This window comes from Pseudomonas sp. LBUM1652, from assembly GCF_059716105.1.
Genome location: NZ_CP166804.1, coordinates 4459573 through 4479622, shown reverse-complemented (window position 1 = coordinate 4479622; position 20050 = coordinate 4459573). Strand labels below are relative to the sequence as shown.

Sequence of the window (20050 nt, the reverse complement as noted above, 5' to 3'; positions counted from 1 at the left end):
GAAAATTAAATGGTGACTGTACTTCTACTTCTAAAAAGCATGCGGAAACGCCGATACGGATCTGAAAAACAAACCCCGCCAATCTGGCGGGGTTTTTGTTAACGATCTTGTGCTTCTTTTGCATCCATTTCCGCGTTGCGTTGCGCAACGCGCTTACGTTCTTCATCGGTCAGTTCGACCTTGTTGGCGGTGTCTCGCAACATCATCAATCCGCCAACGATCGAGCCGATTGCAACAACCAGAATCAACCAGGCATACCAAGGCATAACGGCTCTCCTTAATGGCAGATCGACGGGCGAGGATTTCGCCGTGCGATGCTGCATACCACATTTGAGCGAAGCGGCTTCGCAGTGGTTCCATTCTAGGCCCGTTATGCCCTGTGCACCCGAAGTCCCTTAGCGCCCGGTCAGCATCGCATCGGCTGGCGCGTTGGCGCGAAGTTGCCCGGTGAGCATGAAGTAGCCGAAACCGACCGCCATGAAGCCGAGGAAAATCAACCCGATCAAGGTGTTGAACCACGCCATCGCCACCAGGCACACCACCGCCAGCACCAGTGCAATCATCGGCACCAGCGGGTAGCACGGTGCGCGAAAGGTGCGCTCCAGATTCGGCTCGGATTTACGCAGTTTGAACAGGCTGAGCATGCTCATGATGTACATCACGATTGCGCCGAATACCGCCATGGTGATCATCGCGGCAGTGAGGGTCATGCCGCCGAGGTTGATCAGGCCGTCGCTGTAGATCGCGGCAATGCCGATGATGCCACCGACGATGATCGCCCGGTGCGGTGTCTGGAAGCGCGACAGCTTGGCCAGCGAAGCGGGCAGATAACCGGCGCGGGCGAGGGCGAAGAACTGGCGAGAATAGCCGAGGATGATCCCGTGGAAACTCGCCACCAACCCGAACAGGCCAATCCATACCAGCATGTGCAGCCAGCCGGAGTTATCGCCGACCACGGTTTTCATCGCCTGCGGCAGCGGATCGTTGATGTTTGCCAAGGTGCGCCAGTCACCCACGCCGCCAGCAAAGAACATCACGCCCATGGCCAAAAACACCAGAGTCAGGATGCCGCTGATGTAGGCCTTTGGAATCGTGCGTTTCGGATCCTTGGCTTCTTCGGCAGCCATCGCTGCGCCTTCAATCGCCAGGAAAAACCAGATCGCAAACGGGATCGCCGCGAACATCCCGGCAATTGCGGGTGCCCCGAACACATCAGAACCGGCCCAGCCATTGAGCGCGAAGTTGCTGAAGCTGAAGGCCGGAGCGACCACGCCCATGAACACCAGCAGTTCGGCGACGGCGAGCACACAGACGATCAACTCGAAGGTTGCCGCCAGTTTCACCCCAAGGATGTTCAATCCCATAAAGACGATATACGCACCGACTGCTGCGTGTTTCGGATCGAGGGCCGGAAACTGCACATTTAAGTAGGCGCCGATGGCCAAGGCAATTGCCGGTGGTGCGAAGACAAATTCGATCAGCGTCGCCAGCCCGGCGATCAATCCGCCTTTTTCACCGAAGGCACGACGGCTGTAGGCAAACGGCCCGCCCGCGTGAGGAATCGCGGTAGTCAGTTCGGTGAAGCTGAAGATAAAACAGGTGTACATGGTCGCGACCATGAACGAGGTCACCAGAAAACCCAGCGTCCCGGCCACGCCCCAGCCGTAACTCCAGCCGAAGTATTCCCCGGAAATCACCAGCCCCACGGCGATGCCCCACAGGTGCAGCGTGCCCAGCGTGGGTTTGAGTTGTGTGTTCATGCGTTTGCTCCCTGAACGGTTTGGAAAGCTCGGGGGAGGGCGTGTGCAGTGGGCGTGCCATCGCGCTGAAACAAGTCGTAATGAGTTCAAAGCTGTCGCAGGGGGGATGATTGGCGGTGGATGCATGGGTTTTGTGCGCCAGTTGAGTGCGATGTTGTCTGCGCCGCCGCCTTCGCGAGCAGGCTCGCTCCCACATTATGAAATGCGTTCCCCCTGTGGGAGCGAGCCTGCTCGCGAAGATGCCAGCCCAAACACCGCATAAATCGCCCGTAAAGCCCGCATAAACCCACTCTTTACGCTTTCTTTATGCCTCGCCACACCCCTCGCTCTCGTTCCTTTACAGCCTCCTTTCCGACAATGCCTCCACACGCGGCAATACGCCGTAACACGGAGATCTTCCATGAGCGTTCTGGACGGGGTGTCACTGCTATTGGCAGTGGGGCTGTTCATTTATCTGTTGGTTGCGCTGTTGCGCGCGGATCGGAACTAGGAGCGGCTATGCACAGTTATGACTATTGGCTGATCCTCGCGTTTTTCGCGGTGGTTCTGTTGCCGGCGCCGTTCCTCGGGCGCTTCTACTACAAAGTGATGGAAGGTCAGCGCACCTGGCTGACGCCGATTCTCGGCCCGGTCGAGCGCGGTTGCTATCGCATCGCCGGTGTCGATGCGCAGGCTGAGCAGAGCTGGCAGAAATACACGCTGGCGCTGTTGGCGTTCAACCTCGCCGGTTTCCTGCTGCTGTTCGCGATTCTGTTGTTCCAGGATCACTTGCCGCTGAACCCGCAGAACCTGCCGGGCCAGGAGTGGACCCAGGCGTTCAACACCGCGGTCAGCTTTATGACCAACACCAACTGGCAGTCCTACAGTGGTGAAGCGACCCTCAGCTACCTGAGCCAAATGGTCGGCCTCACCGTGCAGAACTTCGTCAGCGCCGCCACCGGCCTCGCCGTACTGGTTGCGCTGTGCCGTGGTATCGGTCGCAAGTCGACCAAGACCCTTGGCAACTTCTGGGTCGACATGACCCGTGCCACCCTCTACGGCCTGCTGCCGCTGTGCTTGCTGCTGGCGCTGTATCTGGTGTGGCAGGGCGTACCGCAAACCTTCGCTCAGTATGTGAACGCTGTGACCATGCAGGGTGTTGATCAGGTGATTCCGCTCGGCCCGGCCGCCAGCCAGATTGCGATCAAGCAATTGGGCACCAACGGTGGTGGCTTCTTCGGCGTGAACTCGGCGCACCCGTTCGAGAACCCGACTGCGTGGAGCAACCTGTTCGAAGTCGCCTCGATCATCCTGATCCCGGTCGCGCTGGTGTTCACCTTCGGCCACTACGTCAAAGACTTGCGTCAGAGCCGCGCGATCATCGCCTGCATGTTGGCGTTGTTCCTGATTGGCGGCGCGACCTCTCTGTGGGCCGAATATCAACCGAATCCGACCCTGAACAACGCCGCCGTCGAACAGACCGCGCCGCTGGAAGGCAAGGAAGCGCGCTTTGGCACCACCGCCACTGTGTTGTGGTCGGTGACCACCACTGCGGCGTCGAACGGCTCGGTCAACGCCATGCATGACAGCCTCAACCCGCTCAGCGGCATGGTCGCGCTGGTCAACATGATGGTTGGCGAAGTGATCTTCGGTGGCGTCGGTGCCGGGCTCTACGGCATGTTGCTCAACGTGTTGATCGCGGTGTTCCTCGCCGGCCTGATGATCGGCCGCACACCTGAATATCTGGGCAAGAAACTGCAGGCGCGGGAAGTGCAATTGCTGGTGGTGACCCTGCTGGTGATGCCGGTTGGCGTACTGGTGCTCGGCGCGATTGCCGCTGTCCTGCCAGGCCCGGCAGCGACCATCAGCAACCCCGGCCCGCACGGTTTCAGTCAGTTGCTGTACGCCTACACCTCGGCCAGTGCCAACAACGGTTCGGCGTTCGGTGGTCTGAGCGCGAACACACCGTTCCACAACCTGATGCTCGGTCTGGGCATGTTGATCGGTCGCTTCGGTTACATCCTCCCGGTTCTGGCATTGGCCGGCAGCCTGGCGATGAAGAAAACCGCACCGATCGGCCAGAACAGCTTCCCGACTCACGGCCCGCTGTTCGTGACCCTGTTGACCGTGACCATTTTGCTGGTGGGCGGCCTGACTTTCCTGCCGACTCTGGCGTTGGGCCCTATCGCCGAACACTTGAGCATGGGCTTCTAAGCCTCTCTATTTAGGAGCTGCATCATGAATATGCCTGCAATCAAACCCGCTGCTGCAAAAGCACCGGAACAAGCGAAAACCGCGATCTCGGCACTGTGGCGCCCGGCGCTGGTGCAAGCGTTCGTCAAGCTCGACCCACGGCAGCTCAAGCGTTCGCCGGTGATGCTGGTGGTCGAACTGACCGCGATCTTCACCACCGTGCTGTGCTTCATTCCGGACGCTGATGTGCCGACGTTCGTCGCCGCGCAAATCGCTCTGTGGCTGTGGTTCACCGTGCTGTTCGCCAACTTCGCCGAAGCCTTGGCCGAAGGTCGCGGCAAGGCCCGCGCCGACAGCCTGAAGGCTGGCAGCGAAGGCCTCAGCGCCCGCCGCAAACAGGCCAACGGCAGCTTTCAGGTCGTGCCCGCCACTAGTCTGCGCAAAGGCGATGTGGTGCGCGTCGAAGCGGGGGAGATGATCCCCGGTGACGGCGAAGTCATTGAAGGCATCGCGGCGGTCAACGAAGCGGCGATTACCGGTGAATCGGCACCGGTGATTCGCGAGTCCGGCGGCGACCGTTCTGCGGTCACGGGTAACACTCGACTGGTGTCGGACTGGCTGCTGGTGAAGATCACCGCCAACCCCGGTGAGTCGACCCTCGACCGCATGATCGCGTTGGTCGAAGGCGCCAAGCGCCAAAAGACCCCAAACGAAGTCGCGCTGGACATCCTGCTGATCGGCCTGACCCTGATCTTCCTGGTTGTGGTCGTGACCCTGCAACCGTTCGCCCGCTTCGCCAACGGCAGCCTGCCGCTGGTGTTCCTGGTGGCGCTGTTGGTCACGCTGATTCCGACCACCATTGGCGGTCTGCTCTCGGCGATCGGTATCGCCGGGATGGATCGTCTGGTGCGCCTGAACGTGATCGCCAAGTCTGGCCGTGCAGTAGAGGCGGCGGGTGACGTGCACGTGCTGCTGCTGGACAAGACCGGCACCATCACTTTCGGTAACCGTCGTTGCAGCGCGGTGTATGCCGCGCCGGGCGTCAGTGGTCGCGATTTGGCCGAGGGGGCGCTGTTCGCCTCGCTGGCTGACGATACTGCTGAGGGTAAGTCGATCGTCGAGTACCTGCGCGGTCTGCATCCGCAGCCCGAGCCGTCGCCGGAAACCCTGACTGCCGTGCCGTTCAGCGCTGAAACCCGCTTGTCCGGTGTCGACTATCAGGGCCGCGTCTATCGCAAAGGCGCGGTGGATTCGCTGCTGAGTTTCATCGGCCAAAAACGCTCCGATCTGGCCCCGGCGTTGTCGCGAGAAATCGACAAGATCGCCCAGAGCGGCGGCACACCGTTGCTGGTCTGCGTCGACGGCAAACTGCTCGGTGCGATCCACCTCAAGGACGTGGTGAAACCTGGCATCCGCGAGCGTTTTGCCGAACTGCGCAAACTGGGGATTCGCACGGTAATGGTTACCGGCGACAACCCGCTGACCGCTGCCGCCATCGCCGCTGAAGCAGGCGTGGATGACGTGCTGGCTGAAGCGACCCCGGAGAAAAAACTCGCACGTATTCGTCACGAGCAAAACGACGGTCGTCTGGTCGCCATGTGCGGCGACGGCGCCAACGACGCCCCGGCACTGGCTCAGGCTGACGTCGGCATGGCGATGAACGACGGCACCCAAGCGGCGCGCGAAGCGGCGAACATGGTCGACCTCGACAGCGACCCGACCAAGCTGCTCGACGTGGTGCAGATCGGCAAGGAATTGCTAGTGACTCGCGGTGCGCTGACGACCTTTTCCATCGCCAACGACGTGGCCAAATACTTCGCGATCCTGCCAGCGCTGTTCGCCTCGATTTATCCGCAACTGGGCGTGCTGAACATCATGCAATTGACCAGTCCGCAGAGCGCGATTCTGTCGGCCATTGTGTTCAACGCTTTGATCATTGTGGTGCTGATTCCATTGGCCCTGCGCGGTGTGCGAGTGCAGGCGGCGAGTGCGGCGGCGTTGTTGCGCCGTAATCTGTTGATCTATGGCGTGGGCGGGATTCTGGTGCCGTTCGTGGGTATCAAGGCGATCGATATGTTGCTCACGGCGTTGCATCTGGTTTGAGGCTGTGAAGAGCCCCTCACCCTAACCCTCTCCCAGGGGGAGAGGGGACTGATCGAGTTGAATGTTTGAGGTACACCGACCTGAAAAATCGAGCCGAACTCAGGTTTTGAACTGAAAAAAGATCGGCTCCCTTTCCCCCTCGCTCCCCTGGGGGAGAGGGCTGGGGTGAGGGGGAAAGATTTCCCTGACACCCCGCAAAAGTTTGCCCAACGAATTCGAGGATTTTGAAATGTCCACAATGATACGTCCGGCCCTGAGCCTGCTGGTGCTGATGACCCTGGTCACCGGCGTCGCCTACCCACTGGTAGTCACGGGCGTTGCCCAGGTCGCGTTCCCTGCACAGGCCAATGGCAGTCTGGTCCAGGACGCCGCCGGCAAAGTCCGCGGCTCATCCCTGATCGCACAGGATTTCGTCGGCGATGCGTGGTTCCATCCACGCCCATCCGCCGGTGCGTTTGCTACCGTGTCCAGCAGCGCAAGCAACCTGGCGCCAAGCAACCCGGCACTCGCCACGCGAGTGATCGACGAAGCCAACAAACTGCAAGTTCCTGGGCAAGGCCCGGTGCCGTTGGCGTTGCTGACCACCTCCGGCAGCGGCCTCGATCCGCACTTGCCACCGGCGGCAATTGCCTATCAACTGGCGCGAGTTGCAGCCGCACGCAATCTGCCGGTGTCGACCGTGCAGCAGTTGCTTGATGCACATATCGAACAGCCGCTGGTAGGGCCGCCAGTGGTGAATGTGCTGGAGCTGAACATGGCACTGGAAAAACTCTGAATCGGCGGCGCGGCCATTCGCGAGCAGGCTCGCTCCCACAGGTGTACGTGTTCCAAATGTGGGAGCGAGCCTGCTCGCGAAGAGGGCCGAAAGAACACCGCATAACTATCAGGAAGAGAGAGCATCAAGCATGAGCGATTCCGGCCGCGCCGACGCGCTGTTAGCAGACCTGTCCCGCGACGGCCGTGGCCGGCTCAAGGTTTTCCTCGGTGCCGCGCCTGGCGTCGGCAAGACCTACGCCATGCTCCAGGCCGCCCATACCCAGCTGCGCCAAGGCGTGAAAGTCATTGCTGGTGTCGTCGAAACCCACGGCCGTGCCGAGACCGAAGCACTGCTCGGCGGCCTGCCGCAGCAGCCGTTGGTGCGCTCGGAATACCGTGGCGTGATGCTTGAAGAAATGGACCTCGACGGCATCCTCGCCGCCAAGCCAAAACTGGTGCTGGTTGATGAACTGGCCCACAGCAACGCCCCCGGCAGCCGTCACGCCAAACGTTGGCAAGATATTCAGGAACTGCTCGCCGCTGGCATCGACGTGTTCACCACCGTCAACGTCCAGCATCTGGAAAGCCTCAACGATCAAGTGCGCGGCATTACCGGCGTGCAAGTACGCGAAACCCTGCCGGACTGGGTGCTGCAAGAAGCCTACGAACTGCTGCTGATCGACCTGCCGCCGCGCGAACTGCTAGAGCGTCTGCGCGAAGGCAAGGTCTACGTGCCGGAGCAGGCCCGGGCGGCCATCGATGCATTTTTCACCCAGACCAACCTCACCGCACTGCGCGAGCTGGCCATGCAAACCGCGGCGGCGCAAGTCGATAACGACCTCGCCCAAGGCTATCGCCAACTCGGCCAAGCCGCGCCAGCCGTGCGCGGTCGTTTGCTGGTCGGGGTTGATGGCGATGCCCACGCCGAGCGCCTGGTGCGTCACGCCAGTCGCGTTGCCCAACGGCGCCATCTGCCGTGGAGTCTGGTACACGTCGACAACGGCACTGTGCGCGACGAGCAATCGCGTCTGCGCCTGCAAAGCGCCCAGCAACTGGCCGAACGCCTTGGCGGAGAAGTGGTGTTGCTGCGCGCCGGTGAGGTGGCAAAAACCCTGATCCAGCATGCCGCCGAACGTCGCGCGAGTCTGGTGCTGGTCGGGCAATCCCGGCCGGGTCTGCGTCGTCGCCTGTTCGGTGGCGGTCTGGCTGCACGGTTGCTGCGTCAGGCCCATGGCCTGGAAATCAACGTCCTCGACAGCGATCAAGAGCAGCATCAGCCGCGCCAACGATCAGCGCCGACGCTGGTGTGGTTCGACTATGCGCTGGCGCTGGTCGCCACGTTGTTGGCCACTGCTTTGGCGTGGGCGGTGTCGAGTGTGTTACCGCTGCCGAACATCTCGCTGGTGTTCCTCGCGGCGGTGTTGCTGGTGGCGGTGCGCAGCAGCCTCGGCCCGGCGCTGGCGTGTGCGGCGTTGTCGTTTCTGACCTACGACTTTTTGTTCATCCCGCCGAATTTTTCCTTCGCCATCCAGCGTGAAGAAGACGTGCTGACCTTGTTGTTCTTCCTGCTGATGGCGGCGCTCACTGGTAACCTCGCGGCACGTCAGCGTCGGCAGTTACAGGCGTTGCGCGATACTCAGGAAGAGACCACCGAACTGCTCGATCTGTCGCGCAAACTCACTGCCGCCACCGACCGCCAAGCCGTGGTCAGCGCCGCTGCGCAACACCTCAACGGCTGGAGCGATTTGCAGCTGTGCCTGCTCAACCGCGACGGGCAGGGCGGCTGGAAAGTCGAGACCGGCGGGCCGCTGGAGTTCACCGAGTCTGAACGTGCTGCCGCTGATTGGGCCTGGCAGCACGATCAACCGGCCGGCATGGGCACCGGCACCTTGCCGTTCGGGCGTTGGTGGTGGTGGCCGCTTTCCGTCGAGGACGGGCCGTTGGCCTTGCTCGGCGTCTGCGCCAAAGAAGGCCAGACCTTGAGCGGCCAGCGCCGTCGCTTGCTCACGGCGTTGAGTCAGCCGTTGGCGCAAGCGCTGGCCCGTGCGCAACTGGCGGATGATCTGGAGGCTGCGCGCCTGCACGGCGAAACCGAGCAATTGCGCAGCGCCTTGCTGGCCTCGGTATCCCATGATTTGCGCACGCCGCTGACGTCGATGCGCGGCAGCATCGACAGCCTGTTGGCCTTGGGCGAAGCGATCCCGCTGGAGGATCGTCGTGAACTGCTCGAAGGCACCCGCGATGAAGCCGAGCGCCTCGACCGCTACATCCAGAACCTGCTCGACATGACTCGCCTCGGCCACGGCGCGCTGAAGCTGGCGCGGGACTGGGTGTCGCCAGCCGACATCGTTGGCAGTTCGCTCAATCGTCTGCGCGCGGTGCTGGCGCCGTTGCAGGTCACTACCGATGTGCCGGCGGAGTTGCCGTTGCTGTTCGTGCATGCGGCGTTGATCGAGCAGGCGCTGGTCAATGTGCTGGAAAACGCCGCGCGCTTCTCACCCGCCCACGGGCGCTTGGAACTGAGCGCAGGTGCCAATGACGAAGAGATTTTCTTCTCGGTCAGCGATGAAGGCCCCGGGATTCCGGAAGACGAGCGGGCGAAGATTTTCGACATGTTCTACACCGCTGCACGGGGCGATCGCGGCGGCCAAGGCACAGGTCTGGGGCTGGCGATCTGTCAGGGCATGGTCGGCGCTCACGGCGGGCGCATCAGTGTCGCCGACGGCATCGATGGGCGCGGCACCTGCATCACCTTGCACCTGCCGCTGCAGGCGCAACCGGGGATGGACGATGAAGCTTGATTCTGACTGCGCTACTCTCTTGCCAATCTTTTCTGTTGATGTGAATTCATGAGCCAGACCGCGACCATTTTGGTCATCGACGACGAACCGCAGATCCGCAAATTCCTGCGCATCAGCCTCGCTTCACAAGGCTACAAGGTGCTGGAGGCGGGCACGGGGGCCGAAGGCCTGGCCCAGGCGGCGCTGAACAAACCGGATCTGCTGGTGCTCGACCTGGGTCTGCCGGACATGGACGGCCAGCAAGTGCTGCGCGAGTTTCGCGAGTGGGCCACGGCGCCGGTGCTGGTGCTGTCGGTGCGCGCCAGCGAAGGGCAGAAAGTCCAGGCGCTGGATGGCGGTGCCAATGACTACGTGACCAAGCCGTTCGGCATTCAGGAGTTTCTTGCGCGGGTGCGCGCGTTGTTGCGCCAGGCGCCGGCGGGAGAGGCGCAACAAGCGGCGCTGAATTTCGGCCCGCTGACGGTCGATCTGGCTTATCGGCGGGTGCTGCTCGATGGCGTCGAAGTGGCGCTGACCCGCAAGGAATACGCCGTGCTGGCGCAACTGGCGCGGCATCCGGGGCGGGTGATCACCCAGCAGCAATTGCTCAAGGATATCTGGGGGCCGACGCATACCGAGGACAGCCACTACTTGCGGATTGTGGTGGGGCACTTGCGTCAGAAACTGGCGGATGATCCGACCCGGCCGCGGTTTATCGTGACGGAAGCGGGGGTTGGGTATCGGCTGATTAGCGAGAACAGCCTTTAGTCTTGTGTCGACCAGACTGACGCTATCGCTGGCTTGCCAGCGATGAGGCCATATCAGTCAGCCGTGATCTTCAGGGCTCTCTGCTCTGCTCACTCTCATACCGATCCAGCGTATCCCGAGCAATCTCCCGCCCCAGCGCGATCAATTCCGGCGCTTTGTAAAACTCGAAAAACCGGCACACCCGCTTCGGCACGTTGATCAGGATGTCCGGTGGATACCCGGCAATCTTGTACTGCGCCAGCGAGGTCTGCATCACCTCGAAACTCTGGTTGATCAAGTCCAGCAAAGAGGCCGGGCCGACGTTATCGATGATGAACGAGCCGGTGGCGGATTTCGGTGCGCCTTCGCCTTCGCGTTCGGGGGCGGCGGCGGGTTGCTGGGCTTCAGGCTCGGCGCCTTCGAGCCACGGATTGATGGCCGCCGCTTCGGCCCTCAGGGCTTCCTGTTCCAGGCGCAGTAATTGTTCGGCCTGGGTGCGACGGAACGGCATCTTTGAACCGAGCGAACTGATCAGGCTGTCGAAGCGTGAACGAAAGGCTGGCGGGCGCTGGATCACCGGCAATTTGTAATGCCGCTGGTTGGTCGAGTTGAGATTGACCGCAATGATCAGATCACAGTGGCTCGACACCACTGGCACAATCGGCAGCGGGTTGAGAATGCCGCCGTCGACCAGCATCCGGTTGCCTTGCATCACTGGAGTGAAGAGGCTGGGAATCGCTGCCGAGGCGCGCATGGCCTGATGCAGGCAGCCTTCCTGAAACCAGATTTCCTGTTGATTGGTGAGGTCGGCGGCGACCGCGGTGTAGGGGATGCGCAGATCCTCAATGTTGATATCGCCAACGATCTTGCGGATCTGCCCGAAGACCTTTTCGCCACGAATGGCGCCGAGACGGAAACTCACGTCCACCAAGCGCAGCACGTCGAGATAATCCAGGCTTTCGATCCAGTTGCGGTATTCATCGAGCTTGCCGGCGGCATAGATTCCGCCGACTACCGCGCCCATCGAACAACCGGCAATACAGGCGATGTCGTAACCGCGGCGTTCCAGTTCTTCAATGACGCCGATATGGGCGTAGCCCCGGGCACCTCCGGAACCCAGCACCAGTGCGACACGCTTTTTCATCAAACTTCCTCCCGACAAGGTTGCACAATGCACCCATCGAGCGGACGGCTCAATTGCCAAGGTCGCCCTGTGCGCTGGTGATGTCGTTTTTTCGATACTCCATGGTCTCTCGGCGCTATCCTCTTGCCACCGCAGATTCAGGCAGGGGCAAGGCACTTTTTCGCCGCCCGACCGTCTTACCTGCACGACTGTTGACCTATTTTGAGGTGTAAGTGATGAAAGCCTGGATCTGTGTGCCGTTGATGGCCCTGGCATTGGCCGGTTGCGCCGGTAAAACCGCCTACCGTGACAGCTGCGGCAGCCAGCTCGACACCGCGTGGCATGAGCTGGACCTGGCCAAGGCCGAAGGCTTTGCCGGCACTGTCAGTTATTCCAAAGCCTTGTCGTTGCTGACGGCAGCCAAGACCCAGCAGCAATTCGAAGGTTTCGAAGGTTGCGCGAGCAAGGCCGAGAAGGCGCGTTTCTATATTCGCGAATCTCGCGCCGGTCGCTAAGCTGCTGACATAGCGCAAGCGGGTTGAGGCTGCGAAGTTGCAGACTCATCTCTGAAGCCATTTGAATCAGGAGCAAGTGATGTCTGCGTTGGTTGACCGGTTGGTGGCTCATGTCCTGAGCCTGGAAGTGCGGCTGCTGGCCTGTCAGGCGCGAATGACAGCGCGCACCGATCCCGAGGCGCTGCATGATCTGCGCACCACGGTGCGGCGGCTGCGCAGTCTGTTGCGGCCGTTGCGCGGCTTGCCGGGTGTCGAGCAACTGGAAGGCGCGGCGTCGGCGGTCGGCCAACTGACTACGCCGTGGCGCGATCGCGAAGTGCTGGCGGCGTATCTGCTCCAGCACGCTCAACCCGAAGCTGCGCAAAAACGCATGGCGCAAATGGCCGAAGCCTATCCGGCGCTGGCGGCGAGTCACGAGGTGGTTTCGCTGCTGATGATCCTCGACGCTTTCCCGCGTTTCCTGCGTGCGTCCCAGCGTCAGGGTTTGCTCAAAGGGCTGGATAAGCGCATCGAAAAACGCCTCGGCAAGCAATGGCAGAAACTTGATGAGGCACTTCACGATCCAGCCCACGACCGGCATCGCCTGCGTCTGCTGATCAAGCGTGTGCGTTACGGCATCGAGGCCTATCCCGAACTGGATCGCTTACCGAAGCCGGCGCTGGAGCGCTTGAAGTCGGCACAAGGTGCGTTGGGCGACTGGCACGATTGCTGGCAGTGGCTGGCTCGGGCTGAGCTGGAAACAGATCTGCAGCCGTGTGTCGCGACGTGGCAGGCGACCATGGTCAAGGCTGAAACCAAAGCGGATCGGGTCTTGGAAAAGCTCAGCTCCACCTGCTTCAAATAATCTCGAATCGCCCTGAATCCCTGTGGGAGCGAGCCTGCTCGCGAAGAGGTCATGTCAGTCGACATCATTGTTGTCTGACCCACCGCATTCGCGAGCAGGCTCGCTCCCACAGTGGTTTTCATTTGGTTTGAAATTGACGTAAGGCCTATCTGTCAGCCCATTTGACCGGAATAGACGCTGCGGTGCTGTGCCCGGCTGGTTAAGATCCCCGCATTCACTTTTCGCTTTTTGAGGTTGCCATGCGCTTTTGCGATTTGCTCGATGCCGTCCGCCGCCAACCGGAGCTGACCATTCCCGCCGAATGGGCGCAGGGCCGCGCCAGTTTCGGTGGCCTGGTCGCCGCGCTGCAATACGAAGCCATGCGCGCCAGGGTGCCGGCGGATCGCCCGGTGCGTTCGCTGGCGATCACCTTTGTTGGCCCGGTCGAGCCAGAAGTGCCGGTGAGTTTTGAGGTCGACGTGTTGCGTGAAGGCAAAGCCGTCAGCCAAGTGATGGGCCGGGCGATGCAGAATGGTCAGGTGGTGACACTGGTGCAAGGCAGTTTTGGCGCCTCGCGCCCATCGGAAGTGGCTGTGCCAGCGTTTCCTGCTCCCGAGATGAAGCCTTGGGACGATTGTCAGGAACTGCCGTATATCAAAGGTGTGACCCCGGAGTTCATGCGCCATTTGGCAATGCGCTGGAGTGTGGGCGGACTGCCATTTACGGGCAACACGTCGCGTGATATGGGTGGTTGGGTGCGTTTGCGTGGGGACGTGAAAGAAGAGCCGGTCACTGAGTCGCACATTCTGGCACTGGTGGATGCCTGGCCGCCGTCACTGTTGCCGCACCTGAAGAAAGTGGCGGCGGGCAGTACGTTGACCTGGACTATCGAATTCGTTCAGCCGTTGCGCGATGTGAGCACGCTGGACTGGTGCAAATACCGGGTTGAAACCGAGTACGCCGCCGACGGCTACGGCCATGCTGCCGCCAAGCTTTGGAGCGCTGAAGGAGAACTGATCGCCATGAGTCGCCAGACCGTCACGATCTTTGCCTGAATCAGTGTCGACGGTGGCGCTCAACCCAGGCGCGCCACCAGCCGCCGCTGAGGAAGAAACGCGGAAAGGTCAGGAACTGCTCGACCAGCAGGCGTGACACAGCATCTTTGCGATCACTGAACGGCTCGGAGGCTTGCGCCTCCAGGCGGTGACCGTGGCGCTGCAACCCCAGCGCCGCGACGATGCCGATCACACCGATGGCCACACTGGCCAGGCTCAGGCTGAACACCCCGGACACGATCAGCAGAAACGCGACGATAAACAGCGGCACGGCAATCAGGTGCAATACCAGGTTGGTCGGATGCTGGTGGTTGTTCGGGTACGCGCGCCATTGCCACGCGGGAAGGTTGGGGTGACGTTTGCCCATGTTGACTACTCCTCGATCCATGTTGAACACATGGGTTGAAGAATAGGCCGGGTCGGGGAGGGCGGCGAATCAAGGTTGGCTATAGGTGTGATAGGTGTGATTGTGCAAAAAGATCGCAGCCTTCGGCAGCTCCAGGTTCGCATTCCAATGTAGGAGCTGCCGAAGGCTGCGATCTTTTGATCTTCACAGTTTCAACTGACCTATAGCCTTGCTCAACTCCCCAGCCAACGTCGCCAGCTCATTACTGGTCGTCGCCGAATCCACCGTCTGCTGCACGGTGTTCTCGGTCACATCGCGAATACTCACCACCGCGCGATTCATCTCCTCGGCCACCTGACTCTGTTGCTCCGCCGCCACGGCAATCTGTGTGTTGCTCTCGCGCATCTGCGCCACCGCTCCGGTGATTTCCACCAGTGCCTCACCAGCCTCCTGCGCCTGCTGCACGCAGTCGTCGGCCTTGTACGAACTCTCCTGCATGAAATCTACCGCATCGCGGGTGCCGGCCTGCAACGCCGAGACCATGGTGGTGATCTCATCGGTCGACGTCTGCACTCGCTTGGCAAGATTGCGCACTTCATCGGCGACCACCGCAAAACCCCGGCCCATTTCGCCGGCCCGCGCCGCTTCGATGGCAGCGTTGAGTGCCAGCAGGTTGGTCTGCTCGGCGATGCTGTGAATCACGCTGACCACACCGTTGATCTTCTGACTGTCTTCGGCCAGCCGTTGAATCATCTCGGCGGTTTGCTGCACGCCGCTGGACAGCCCGGCAATCGAATGCTGCACCCGCGCAACTACCTGCTGACCGCTGCCGGCCAGGCCGTCGGCGGTCTGTGATAAATCGCGGGTGGCGCCAGCGTGTTGGGCGATGTGGTAGACGGTGGCGGTCATTTCGTTGATCGCGGTGGCGGCCTGATCGGTTTCGCTTTGCTGGCCGAGCATGCCGTGACGCACTTCGTTCATGCTCTTCGCCAGGCGCGCCGCACCGATATCCAGTTGCCGTGCGGTGTTGGCGACGGTAGTCACCACTCGCTGATAACCCGCTTGCATGGCGTTGAACGCATTGGCCATCTGCCCGACTTCGTCCTTGCCGGCCAGTGGCACACGGGCCGACAAGTCGCCGCTTTTCTCGACGTGCAGCATTACGTCCTTGAGCGTGTTGAGTTGGCTGAGCAGGAAGCGGATCAGCAGTTGCGAGGCGCCGAGCATCGCCAACATCAGGATAAATACCGCCACCGCATAATTGGCAAAACGCTCGCCGAACACTTGCGTCAGGCTTGGTCCATAAGCGATGACCGCTACTTGTTGGCCGTCGGCACGGCTGAACACTTCGGCGCCCATCAGCGGGTTATCGCCGAACAGTGGCAGGTGATTGATCTCGTTCCAGCCGTTACTGTCGGTGATCTCCAGCAGAGGTTGGTCATTGAGACGTGGGGCTTCGCCGCGTTTAAACGTCAGCACCTGATCAGTCTTGGGCAGCACCGCCCCGGCCGGCCAAACCTTGAGCAATTGCGCCTGGGCTTGCGCCGAGGCTTGTGCGGCGTGGCTGCGAGCCTGCTGTTCGAGTTGCACGGCGTACAACACCAGCAGCAGGGTGGTGACGAAGGCGACCGCATTGACCGCCCAGAATTTGTATTTCAGCGAGATATTGCTAAGCCAGGCACCCATGAAGGTTTTCTCTGATAGCGGAAACAGCATTGGCAAGGTGCCAGCATTGTGCCGCTATACAACGAGGAAGAACTTGATATGGGTCAACAGGCAACGTAGTCCTACGCTGGAAGATCGGGGAGGCCATAGAACGCGCGGGCGCACGCGGTGGTATGCGCCGCCAGATCTTCCTCGGTCTCGCCCCGATGCAACGCCACTTCGCGCAGCACTTCAGTCAGGTACGCCGGCTCATTGCGCCCGTTCTTCGGCTTCGGCCTCAGCGTGCGTGGCAGCAGATACGGCGCATCGCTTTCCAGCATCAGTCGTCCGCGCTTGATCTCCTTGACCAGCGGATGCAAATGCGTGCCCCGGCGCTCGTCGCAGATCCAGCCGGTAATACCGATGTGCAGATCCAGATCGAGGTAGCTGAACAACGCCTTTTGCTCGCCCGTAAAGCAATGCACCACGGCGGCGGGCAGTTGATCGCGGAAGTCCTTTAAAATCTCCAGCAGGCGCTGACTGGCATCGCGCTCATGCAGAAACACAGGCAATTGCAACTCAACGGCCAGCGCCAGATGTTCTTCGAGGACTTTTTCCTGCTGCGGGCGCGGCGAGAAATCACGGTTGAAATCCAGTCCGCATTCACCCACCGCGACCACATTCGATTCGCTCAGCAAACTGCGCAGACGTCTGGCGCTGTCAGCGTTCCAGTCACTGGCCGAATGCGGGTGAATTCCGGCAGTGGCGAACAGCCGTTGGCCGCTCTCATCAAGTTGCTGGCACAACTCCAGAGCCTGCTCGCTGCCTTCGACGCTGGTGCCAGTCAGTACCAGTTGGCAGACCCCGGCGGCGTAGGCGCGGTCGAGCACGGCCTGGTGTTTGTCGGCGAAACTTGGGTTGGTCAGGTTGACGCCGATATCGATGAGTTGCATGGTTGCTACCTCGGGCCGAAGGCCGGGAAGCATACCAGAGCTGTAGATTCATAAGAAAAGCCAAGAACTACAACGGCTTATGACTGTCTGTTGAGGCCGCGAGACCGCTCGTGTTGGTGTAATGGCCATCACTGTGCCAGTCTCTCGCACTTTATCAGCGCTCAGGCGCTCTGTTTTCGTCGGTGATTTCGACCGTTCAATGGTGAATTCACCCCGCATTCTTTCCGGAGAGTGGATGATTCGTCCCTCGGTTTTGTTGCTGTTGTGTGGATCGTTGCTGCTGCCGATGACGGCGGTTGCGCGCTTGCCCGGGCCGTTGCAAGCCGTGCCGGCGGCGAAAGTGCGCGACCTGTCGGAGATTCGCAGCAGCCGGGTGTTGCGCGTACTGGTCAACCAGAGCCGCAATAGCTCCGGCGAAGTCCAGGGCCAGGCCATCGGCGTCGAATACCATCGCCTGCGCGCCTTCGAGCAATACCTCAATGGCCACGCCCGTGACGGTCAGGAAGTCACCCTCAAGATCATTCCCAAAGCCAAGGATCAACTGCTCGGCGCCTTGCAGCGCGGCGAGGGGGATCTGGTTGCGCCTGGCGAATTACTGCAACTGCAACCGGGTTATGCGGTAGTCAGCAGTCAGCCGATTGCCAGCAATGTTCCGTTAGTGCTGGTCGGGATCAAGGGCGAGCGGCGCTACACAAAGGTTGAGCAACTTTCCGGGAAAACCCTCGCGTTGCCAACCGGCAGTGCAGCAGGGGACGCGGTCAGTCAGATCAACCAGAAACTGGCGCTGCACAAACTGGCACCGATCAACATCGAATGGGTCGATCCGACGCTCGCCGTCGAAGATGTTCTGGAAATGGTCCAGGGCGGGATCTTCCACCTGACCATCGTCGAGCAACCGATTGCCGAACGCTGGGGCAAGATCCTGCCCAAGCTGCGCTTTGATCGGCAGTTGATGATCAGCGAGCCAGGCGAGGAGTACTGGTTTGTGCGCCGTGATGCGTCGATGCTGCGGGCGAGCATTGATCGTTTCCTGACGGGGTACAAAAAACCTTCGAACGAAGACGCGGCGTTTCTGCGCATCTATCGCCGTCTCTATCAAGTTCACTATCCATTAGCCAAGGCCGATCGCCAGCGTCTGGAAAAGCTGCGGCCAACCCTGCAGAAACATGCCGAAGCGCAAAACATGGACTGGCTGAACCTGGCCGCACTGGCTTTCAAGGAATCCGCCCTGCAACCCAATGCCCGCAGTGGTAGCGGCCCGACCGGGCTGATGCAAATCACCCCATCCGCGGCGCAACGGGTCGGCGTGAATAACATCCAGAATCTTGATGCGAACGTGCAGGCCGGGGCCAAGTACCTGGCAATGATCCGTCGCAAGTTTTTCAGCAGTCCCAAGCTCAATGAGCGCGAACGCATGGCCTTCACGCTGGCGGCCTACAACATCGGCCCGGAGCGGGTGCAAGGCATGCGTGCCGAAGCGCGGCGGCGGGGGCTGAATCCCAATCAGTGGTTTTTTCAGGTCGAGCGCATTGCCATGGAGCAGGTGGGAATGGGCGCCGTCAGCTATGTTAATAGCGTGAACAAGTATTACTTGGCGTTCGACCGGGAGCGAGAGTCGTTGGAGCCCCGGGGACAGAAAGTTGTCTCACGCAAATGATCAAATAAATTGATTGTTATGGCGCATTATTTGCGCTTTTAACATGAAATTAACTGATTAATATAGCGGCCAACCAACACACACTTCTCGCCAAACAAGGAATACACAATGAGCACTCTGATCAACAAGGTACTGTTTACCCGCGCCGGTTACGGCCTGACCATTCTGCGCATTGCGGTCGGCGTGATCTTCGCCGCTCACGGTGCGCAGAAACTCTTCGGCATGTTCGGTGGTTACGGTCTGGCCGGCACCGCGCAGTACATGGAAAGCATCGGTCTGACCCCGGGCTATCTGATGGCCACACTGGCCGGTGGTACCGAGTTCTTCGCCGGTCTGGCCTTGATCATCGGCCTGCTGGTTCGCCCGGCGGCATTGGGTCTGACCTTCCTGTCGCTGGTGGCGATCTTCACCGTGCACATCAGCAACGGTCTGTTCATGGCCAACAACGGTTACGAGTTCGCCCTGGCACTGCTCGGTGGCAGCCTCGCGGTATTGATCGAAGGTGCCGGCAAACTCTCGGTGGACCGCGCCATCGCCGGTTGAACGCTCTGGCTCAAGCAAAAGGCCCGCATTGTGCGGGCCTTTTTTGTTGCTGCCGATTCTTGACACTGATCGGTCACGTTCTCTAGGATGTTGCTCATGCGCCGATTTAAACAGCTACTTGCGGGGCGCCAGGTGACTTCAACAGTTGCCGTCAGAAGCCGGAACAGGGCTTCGAAATACCGCTAAAGCGCTGGTTCGGTGTTGCCTCTCACCTGCCATGCAGACTTTTTGAGGCTGAGACACGACACGATGAATGCACTACGCCCTCCAGCACGTCCCGCGCCGATCACGGCACATATCACCCAGCGCAATCCAAAAATCCTCCTTGGCGGTAAACATCAGCCGACGCTGTTGCGTTATCTCGATGGCTGGCCACGGCGCAGCGGCGGTCCTGCCGCGTTTTTGATCCAGTTTGTTGAAGACGGTGAGTCGCTGGCGCGTTTTGCCAGTGACAGTTTCGATCTGGCCGTGATTCAGGCGCCCAGCCAGGAAGACGCCCCGCAAATGATCAAGCAACTGATCCGCGTCGCGCGGCAGGGATTGATTACTCGTCGCTGATCCCGATTACGGATAATCGATCGCCACGATGTACACGAATTGCTCGCCGGTCGGCGTCTGCACGCGCACTTCGGCATCCAGCGCCTTGCCGATCAAGGCGCGCGCCAGTGGTGAATCGATGCTGATCAGGCCCAGCTTCAGATCCAGTTCATCCGGGCCGACGATGCGGTAGCGCGACTGCTTGCCTTCCTCGTTTTCGATGGTCACCCACGCGCCGAAGTAAACCTTGTTCGGATCGCTGGGTTTTTCGCTGACAACCTTGAGCGCTTCCAGGCGTTTGGTGAGAAAGCGCACGCGACTGTCGATTTCGCGCAGCATCTTTTTGCCGTAGGTGTACTCGGCGTTCTCCGAGCGATCACCCTGAGCCGCCGCCTCGCTGACCGATTGCGTCACCTGCGGACGGCGCACATGCCACAGCTCATGGAATTCGGCGCGCATCCGCGCTTCACCTTCTGGGGTGATCAGCGCGGTGCCGGCGGTGCGGGGAGGGCGATAACGGCTCATGGCAACTTCTT

General features: G+C 60.8%; 19 protein-coding genes and 1 pseudogene. 13 read left to right on the top strand and 7 right to left on the bottom strand.

Going from position 1 to position 20050, the window contains the following annotated elements:
* Nucleotides 1-98: 98 nt before the first annotated feature.
* Both ACA069_RS20130 and eat read right to left on the bottom strand, forming a co-directional pair.
* A complete protein-coding gene (locus ACA069_RS20130; protein WP_103305695.1) occupies nt 99-266 on the bottom strand; it encodes a DUF2897 family protein in 168 nt (55 codons plus the stop codon).
* Nucleotides 267-395: 129 nt separating this feature from the next.
* Nucleotides 396-1760 carry an ethanolamine permease gene (eat, locus tag ACA069_RS20125; RefSeq protein WP_497615079.1) on the bottom strand — a complete coding sequence of 455 codons (1365 nt, stop codon included), beginning with the start codon at nt 1758-1760 and terminating at the stop codon, nt 396-398.
* Between the two features lie 400 nt (nt 1761-2160).
* Here eat and kdpF point away from each other — a divergent pair, with 400 nt between their 5' ends.
* The 6 genes from kdpF (at nt 2161) to ACA069_RS20095 (ending at nt 10339) form a co-directional block, all read left to right on the top strand.
* Nucleotides 2161-2250, top strand: a complete 90-nt coding sequence (gene kdpF, locus ACA069_RS20120; protein WP_007899818.1) for a K(+)-transporting ATPase subunit F — start codon at nt 2161-2163, stop codon at nt 2248-2250.
* An 8-nt stretch (nt 2251-2258) separates the two neighbouring features.
* Complete coding sequence (gene kdpA / locus ACA069_RS20115) at nt 2259-3953, top strand: potassium-transporting ATPase subunit KdpA (RefSeq protein WP_401269561.1); 1695 nt, start codon at nt 2259-2261, stop codon at nt 3951-3953.
* A 24-nt stretch (nt 3954-3977) separates the two neighbouring features.
* The gene (gene kdpB / locus ACA069_RS20110; RefSeq protein ID WP_401269564.1) at nt 3978-6035 is read left to right on the top strand and encodes a potassium-transporting ATPase subunit KdpB; all 2058 of its coding nucleotides are present in this window, start codon (nt 3978-3980) and stop codon (nt 6033-6035) included.
* Nucleotides 6036-6264: 229 nt separating this feature from the next.
* Nucleotides 6265-6810: a potassium-transporting ATPase subunit KdpC gene (gene kdpC / locus ACA069_RS20105; protein WP_401269568.1), complete on the top strand. Its 546-nt coding sequence runs from the start codon at nt 6265-6267 to the stop codon at nt 6808-6810.
* Nucleotides 6811-6940: 130 nt separating this feature from the next.
* Nucleotides 6941-9592, top strand: coding sequence for a DUF4118 domain-containing protein (locus ACA069_RS20100; protein WP_401269570.1), 2652 nt, complete (start codon nt 6941-6943; stop codon nt 9590-9592).
* A gap of 48 nt (nt 9593-9640) precedes the next feature.
* Nucleotides 9641-10339: a response regulator gene (locus tag ACA069_RS20095; protein ID WP_187677697.1), complete on the top strand. Its 699-nt coding sequence runs from the start codon at nt 9641-9643 to the stop codon at nt 10337-10339.
* A gap of 70 nt (nt 10340-10409) precedes the next feature.
* Here ACA069_RS20095 and ACA069_RS20090 read toward each other — a convergent pair whose 3' ends face one another.
* Nucleotides 10410-11462 (bottom strand): patatin-like phospholipase family protein, encoded by a 1053-nt coding sequence (locus ACA069_RS20090; protein ID WP_187677696.1) that lies wholly within the window; start codon nt 11460-11462, stop codon nt 10410-10412.
* Between the two features lie 215 nt (nt 11463-11677).
* On the opposite strand from ACA069_RS20090, the gene ACA069_RS20085 reads away from it, so the two are divergent.
* The 4 genes and pseudogenes from ACA069_RS20085 (at nt 11678) to ACA069_RS20070 (ending at nt 13834) form a co-directional block, all read left to right on the top strand.
* On the top strand, nt 11678-11956 hold the full coding sequence (locus ACA069_RS20085; RefSeq protein WP_401269573.1) for a hypothetical protein: 279 nt from the start codon (nt 11678-11680) through the stop codon (nt 11954-11956).
* A 79-nt stretch (nt 11957-12035) separates the two neighbouring features.
* The gene (locus ACA069_RS20080; protein ID WP_489879074.1) at nt 12036-12800 is read left to right on the top strand and encodes a CHAD domain-containing protein; all 765 of its coding nucleotides are present in this window, start codon (nt 12036-12038) and stop codon (nt 12798-12800) included.
* Between the two features lie 16 nt (nt 12801-12816).
* A pseudogene (locus tag ACA069_RS20075) lies at nt 12817-12912 on the top strand (metal ABC transporter ATP-binding protein); the annotation flags it as partial.
* Between the two features lie 127 nt (nt 12913-13039).
* Nucleotides 13040-13834 (top strand): acyl-CoA thioesterase, encoded by a 795-nt coding sequence (locus ACA069_RS20070; RefSeq protein WP_497615078.1) that lies wholly within the window; start codon nt 13040-13042, stop codon nt 13832-13834.
* Between the two features lies 1 nt (nt 13835).
* Here ACA069_RS20070 and ACA069_RS20065 read toward each other — a convergent pair whose 3' ends face one another.
* The 3 genes from ACA069_RS20065 to ACA069_RS20055 all read right to left on the bottom strand — a co-directional run bounded on the left by ACA069_RS20065 (nt 13836) and on the right by ACA069_RS20055 (nt 16777).
* The gene (locus ACA069_RS20065) at nt 13836-14201 is read right to left on the bottom strand and encodes a DUF962 domain-containing protein (RefSeq protein ID WP_497615077.1); all 366 of its coding nucleotides are present in this window, start codon (nt 14199-14201) and stop codon (nt 13836-13838) included.
* Nucleotides 14202-14384: 183 nt separating this feature from the next.
* Nucleotides 14385-15866: a methyl-accepting chemotaxis protein gene (locus ACA069_RS20060; protein ID WP_497615076.1), complete on the bottom strand. Its 1482-nt coding sequence runs from the start codon at nt 15864-15866 to the stop codon at nt 14385-14387.
* Between the two features lie 101 nt (nt 15867-15967).
* A complete protein-coding gene (locus tag ACA069_RS20055; RefSeq protein ID WP_497615075.1) occupies nt 15968-16777 on the bottom strand; it encodes a TatD family hydrolase in 810 nt (269 codons plus the stop codon).
* A 235-nt stretch (nt 16778-17012) separates the two neighbouring features.
* On the opposite strand from ACA069_RS20055, the gene ACA069_RS20050 reads away from it, so the two are divergent.
* The 3 genes from ACA069_RS20050 (at nt 17013) to ACA069_RS20040 (ending at nt 19535) form a co-directional block, all read left to right on the top strand.
* A complete protein-coding gene (locus ACA069_RS20050) occupies nt 17013-18434 on the top strand; it encodes an MltF family protein (protein ID WP_497615074.1) in 1422 nt (473 codons plus the stop codon).
* Between the two features lie 108 nt (nt 18435-18542).
* A complete protein-coding gene (locus tag ACA069_RS20045) occupies nt 18543-18977 on the top strand; it encodes a DoxX family protein (RefSeq protein ID WP_187677689.1) in 435 nt (144 codons plus the stop codon).
* Between the two features lie 249 nt (nt 18978-19226).
* Nucleotides 19227-19535 carry a class I SAM-dependent methyltransferase gene (locus ACA069_RS20040; protein ID WP_305439018.1) on the top strand — a complete coding sequence of 103 codons (309 nt, stop codon included), beginning with the start codon at nt 19227-19229 and terminating at the stop codon, nt 19533-19535.
* A 6-nt stretch (nt 19536-19541) separates the two neighbouring features.
* On the opposite strand, the gene greB is transcribed toward ACA069_RS20040, so the two are convergent.
* On the bottom strand, nt 19542-20039 hold the full coding sequence (greB, locus tag ACA069_RS20035) for a transcription elongation factor GreB (protein ID WP_305439016.1): 498 nt from the start codon (nt 20037-20039) through the stop codon (nt 19542-19544).
* Between the last annotated feature and the right edge of the window lie 11 nt (nt 20040-20050).

Excerpts from the sequence above, each read along its gene's own strand:
- ACA069_RS20130 (WP_103305695.1), bottom strand. The coding sequence starts at position 266 with ATGCCTTGGTATGCCTGGTTGATTCTGGTTGTTGCAATCGGCTCGATC.
- eat (WP_497615079.1), bottom strand. The coding sequence starts at position 1,760 with ATGAACACACAACTCAAACCCACGCTGGGCACGCTGCACCTGTGGGGC.
- kdpF (WP_007899818.1), top strand. The coding sequence starts at position 2,161 with ATGAGCGTTCTGGACGGGGTGTCACTGCTATTGGCAGTGGGGCTGTTC.
- kdpA (WP_401269561.1), top strand. The coding sequence starts at position 2,259 with ATGCACAGTTATGACTATTGGCTGATCCTCGCGTTTTTCGCGGTGGTT.
- kdpB (WP_401269564.1), top strand. The coding sequence starts at position 3,978 with ATGAATATGCCTGCAATCAAACCCGCTGCTGCAAAAGCACCGGAACAA.
- kdpC (WP_401269568.1), top strand. The coding sequence starts at position 6,265 with ATGTCCACAATGATACGTCCGGCCCTGAGCCTGCTGGTGCTGATGACC.
- ACA069_RS20100 (WP_401269570.1), top strand. The coding sequence starts at position 6,941 with ATGAGCGATTCCGGCCGCGCCGACGCGCTGTTAGCAGACCTGTCCCGC.
- ACA069_RS20095 (WP_187677697.1), top strand. The coding sequence starts at position 9,641 with ATGAGCCAGACCGCGACCATTTTGGTCATCGACGACGAACCGCAGATC.
- ACA069_RS20090 (WP_187677696.1), bottom strand. The coding sequence starts at position 11,462 with ATGAAAAAGCGTGTCGCACTGGTGCTGGGTTCCGGAGGTGCCCGGGGC.
- ACA069_RS20085 (WP_401269573.1), top strand. The coding sequence starts at position 11,678 with ATGAAAGCCTGGATCTGTGTGCCGTTGATGGCCCTGGCATTGGCCGGT.
- ACA069_RS20080 (WP_489879074.1), top strand. The coding sequence starts at position 12,036 with ATGTCTGCGTTGGTTGACCGGTTGGTGGCTCATGTCCTGAGCCTGGAA.
- ACA069_RS20070 (WP_497615078.1), top strand. The coding sequence starts at position 13,040 with ATGCGCTTTTGCGATTTGCTCGATGCCGTCCGCCGCCAACCGGAGCTG.
- ACA069_RS20065 (WP_497615077.1), bottom strand. The coding sequence starts at position 14,201 with ATGGGCAAACGTCACCCCAACCTTCCCGCGTGGCAATGGCGCGCGTAC.
- ACA069_RS20060 (WP_497615076.1), bottom strand. The coding sequence starts at position 15,866 with ATGGGTGCCTGGCTTAGCAATATCTCGCTGAAATACAAATTCTGGGCG.
- ACA069_RS20055 (WP_497615075.1), bottom strand. The coding sequence starts at position 16,777 with ATGCAACTCATCGATATCGGCGTCAACCTGACCAACCCAAGTTTCGCC.
- ACA069_RS20050 (WP_497615074.1), top strand. The coding sequence starts at position 17,013 with ATGATTCGTCCCTCGGTTTTGTTGCTGTTGTGTGGATCGTTGCTGCTG.
- ACA069_RS20045 (WP_187677689.1), top strand. The coding sequence starts at position 18,543 with ATGAGCACTCTGATCAACAAGGTACTGTTTACCCGCGCCGGTTACGGC.
- ACA069_RS20040 (WP_305439018.1), top strand. The coding sequence starts at position 19,227 with ATGAATGCACTACGCCCTCCAGCACGTCCCGCGCCGATCACGGCACAT.
- greB (WP_305439016.1), bottom strand. The coding sequence starts at position 20,039 with ATGAGCCGTTATCGCCCTCCCCGCACCGCCGGCACCGCGCTGATCACC.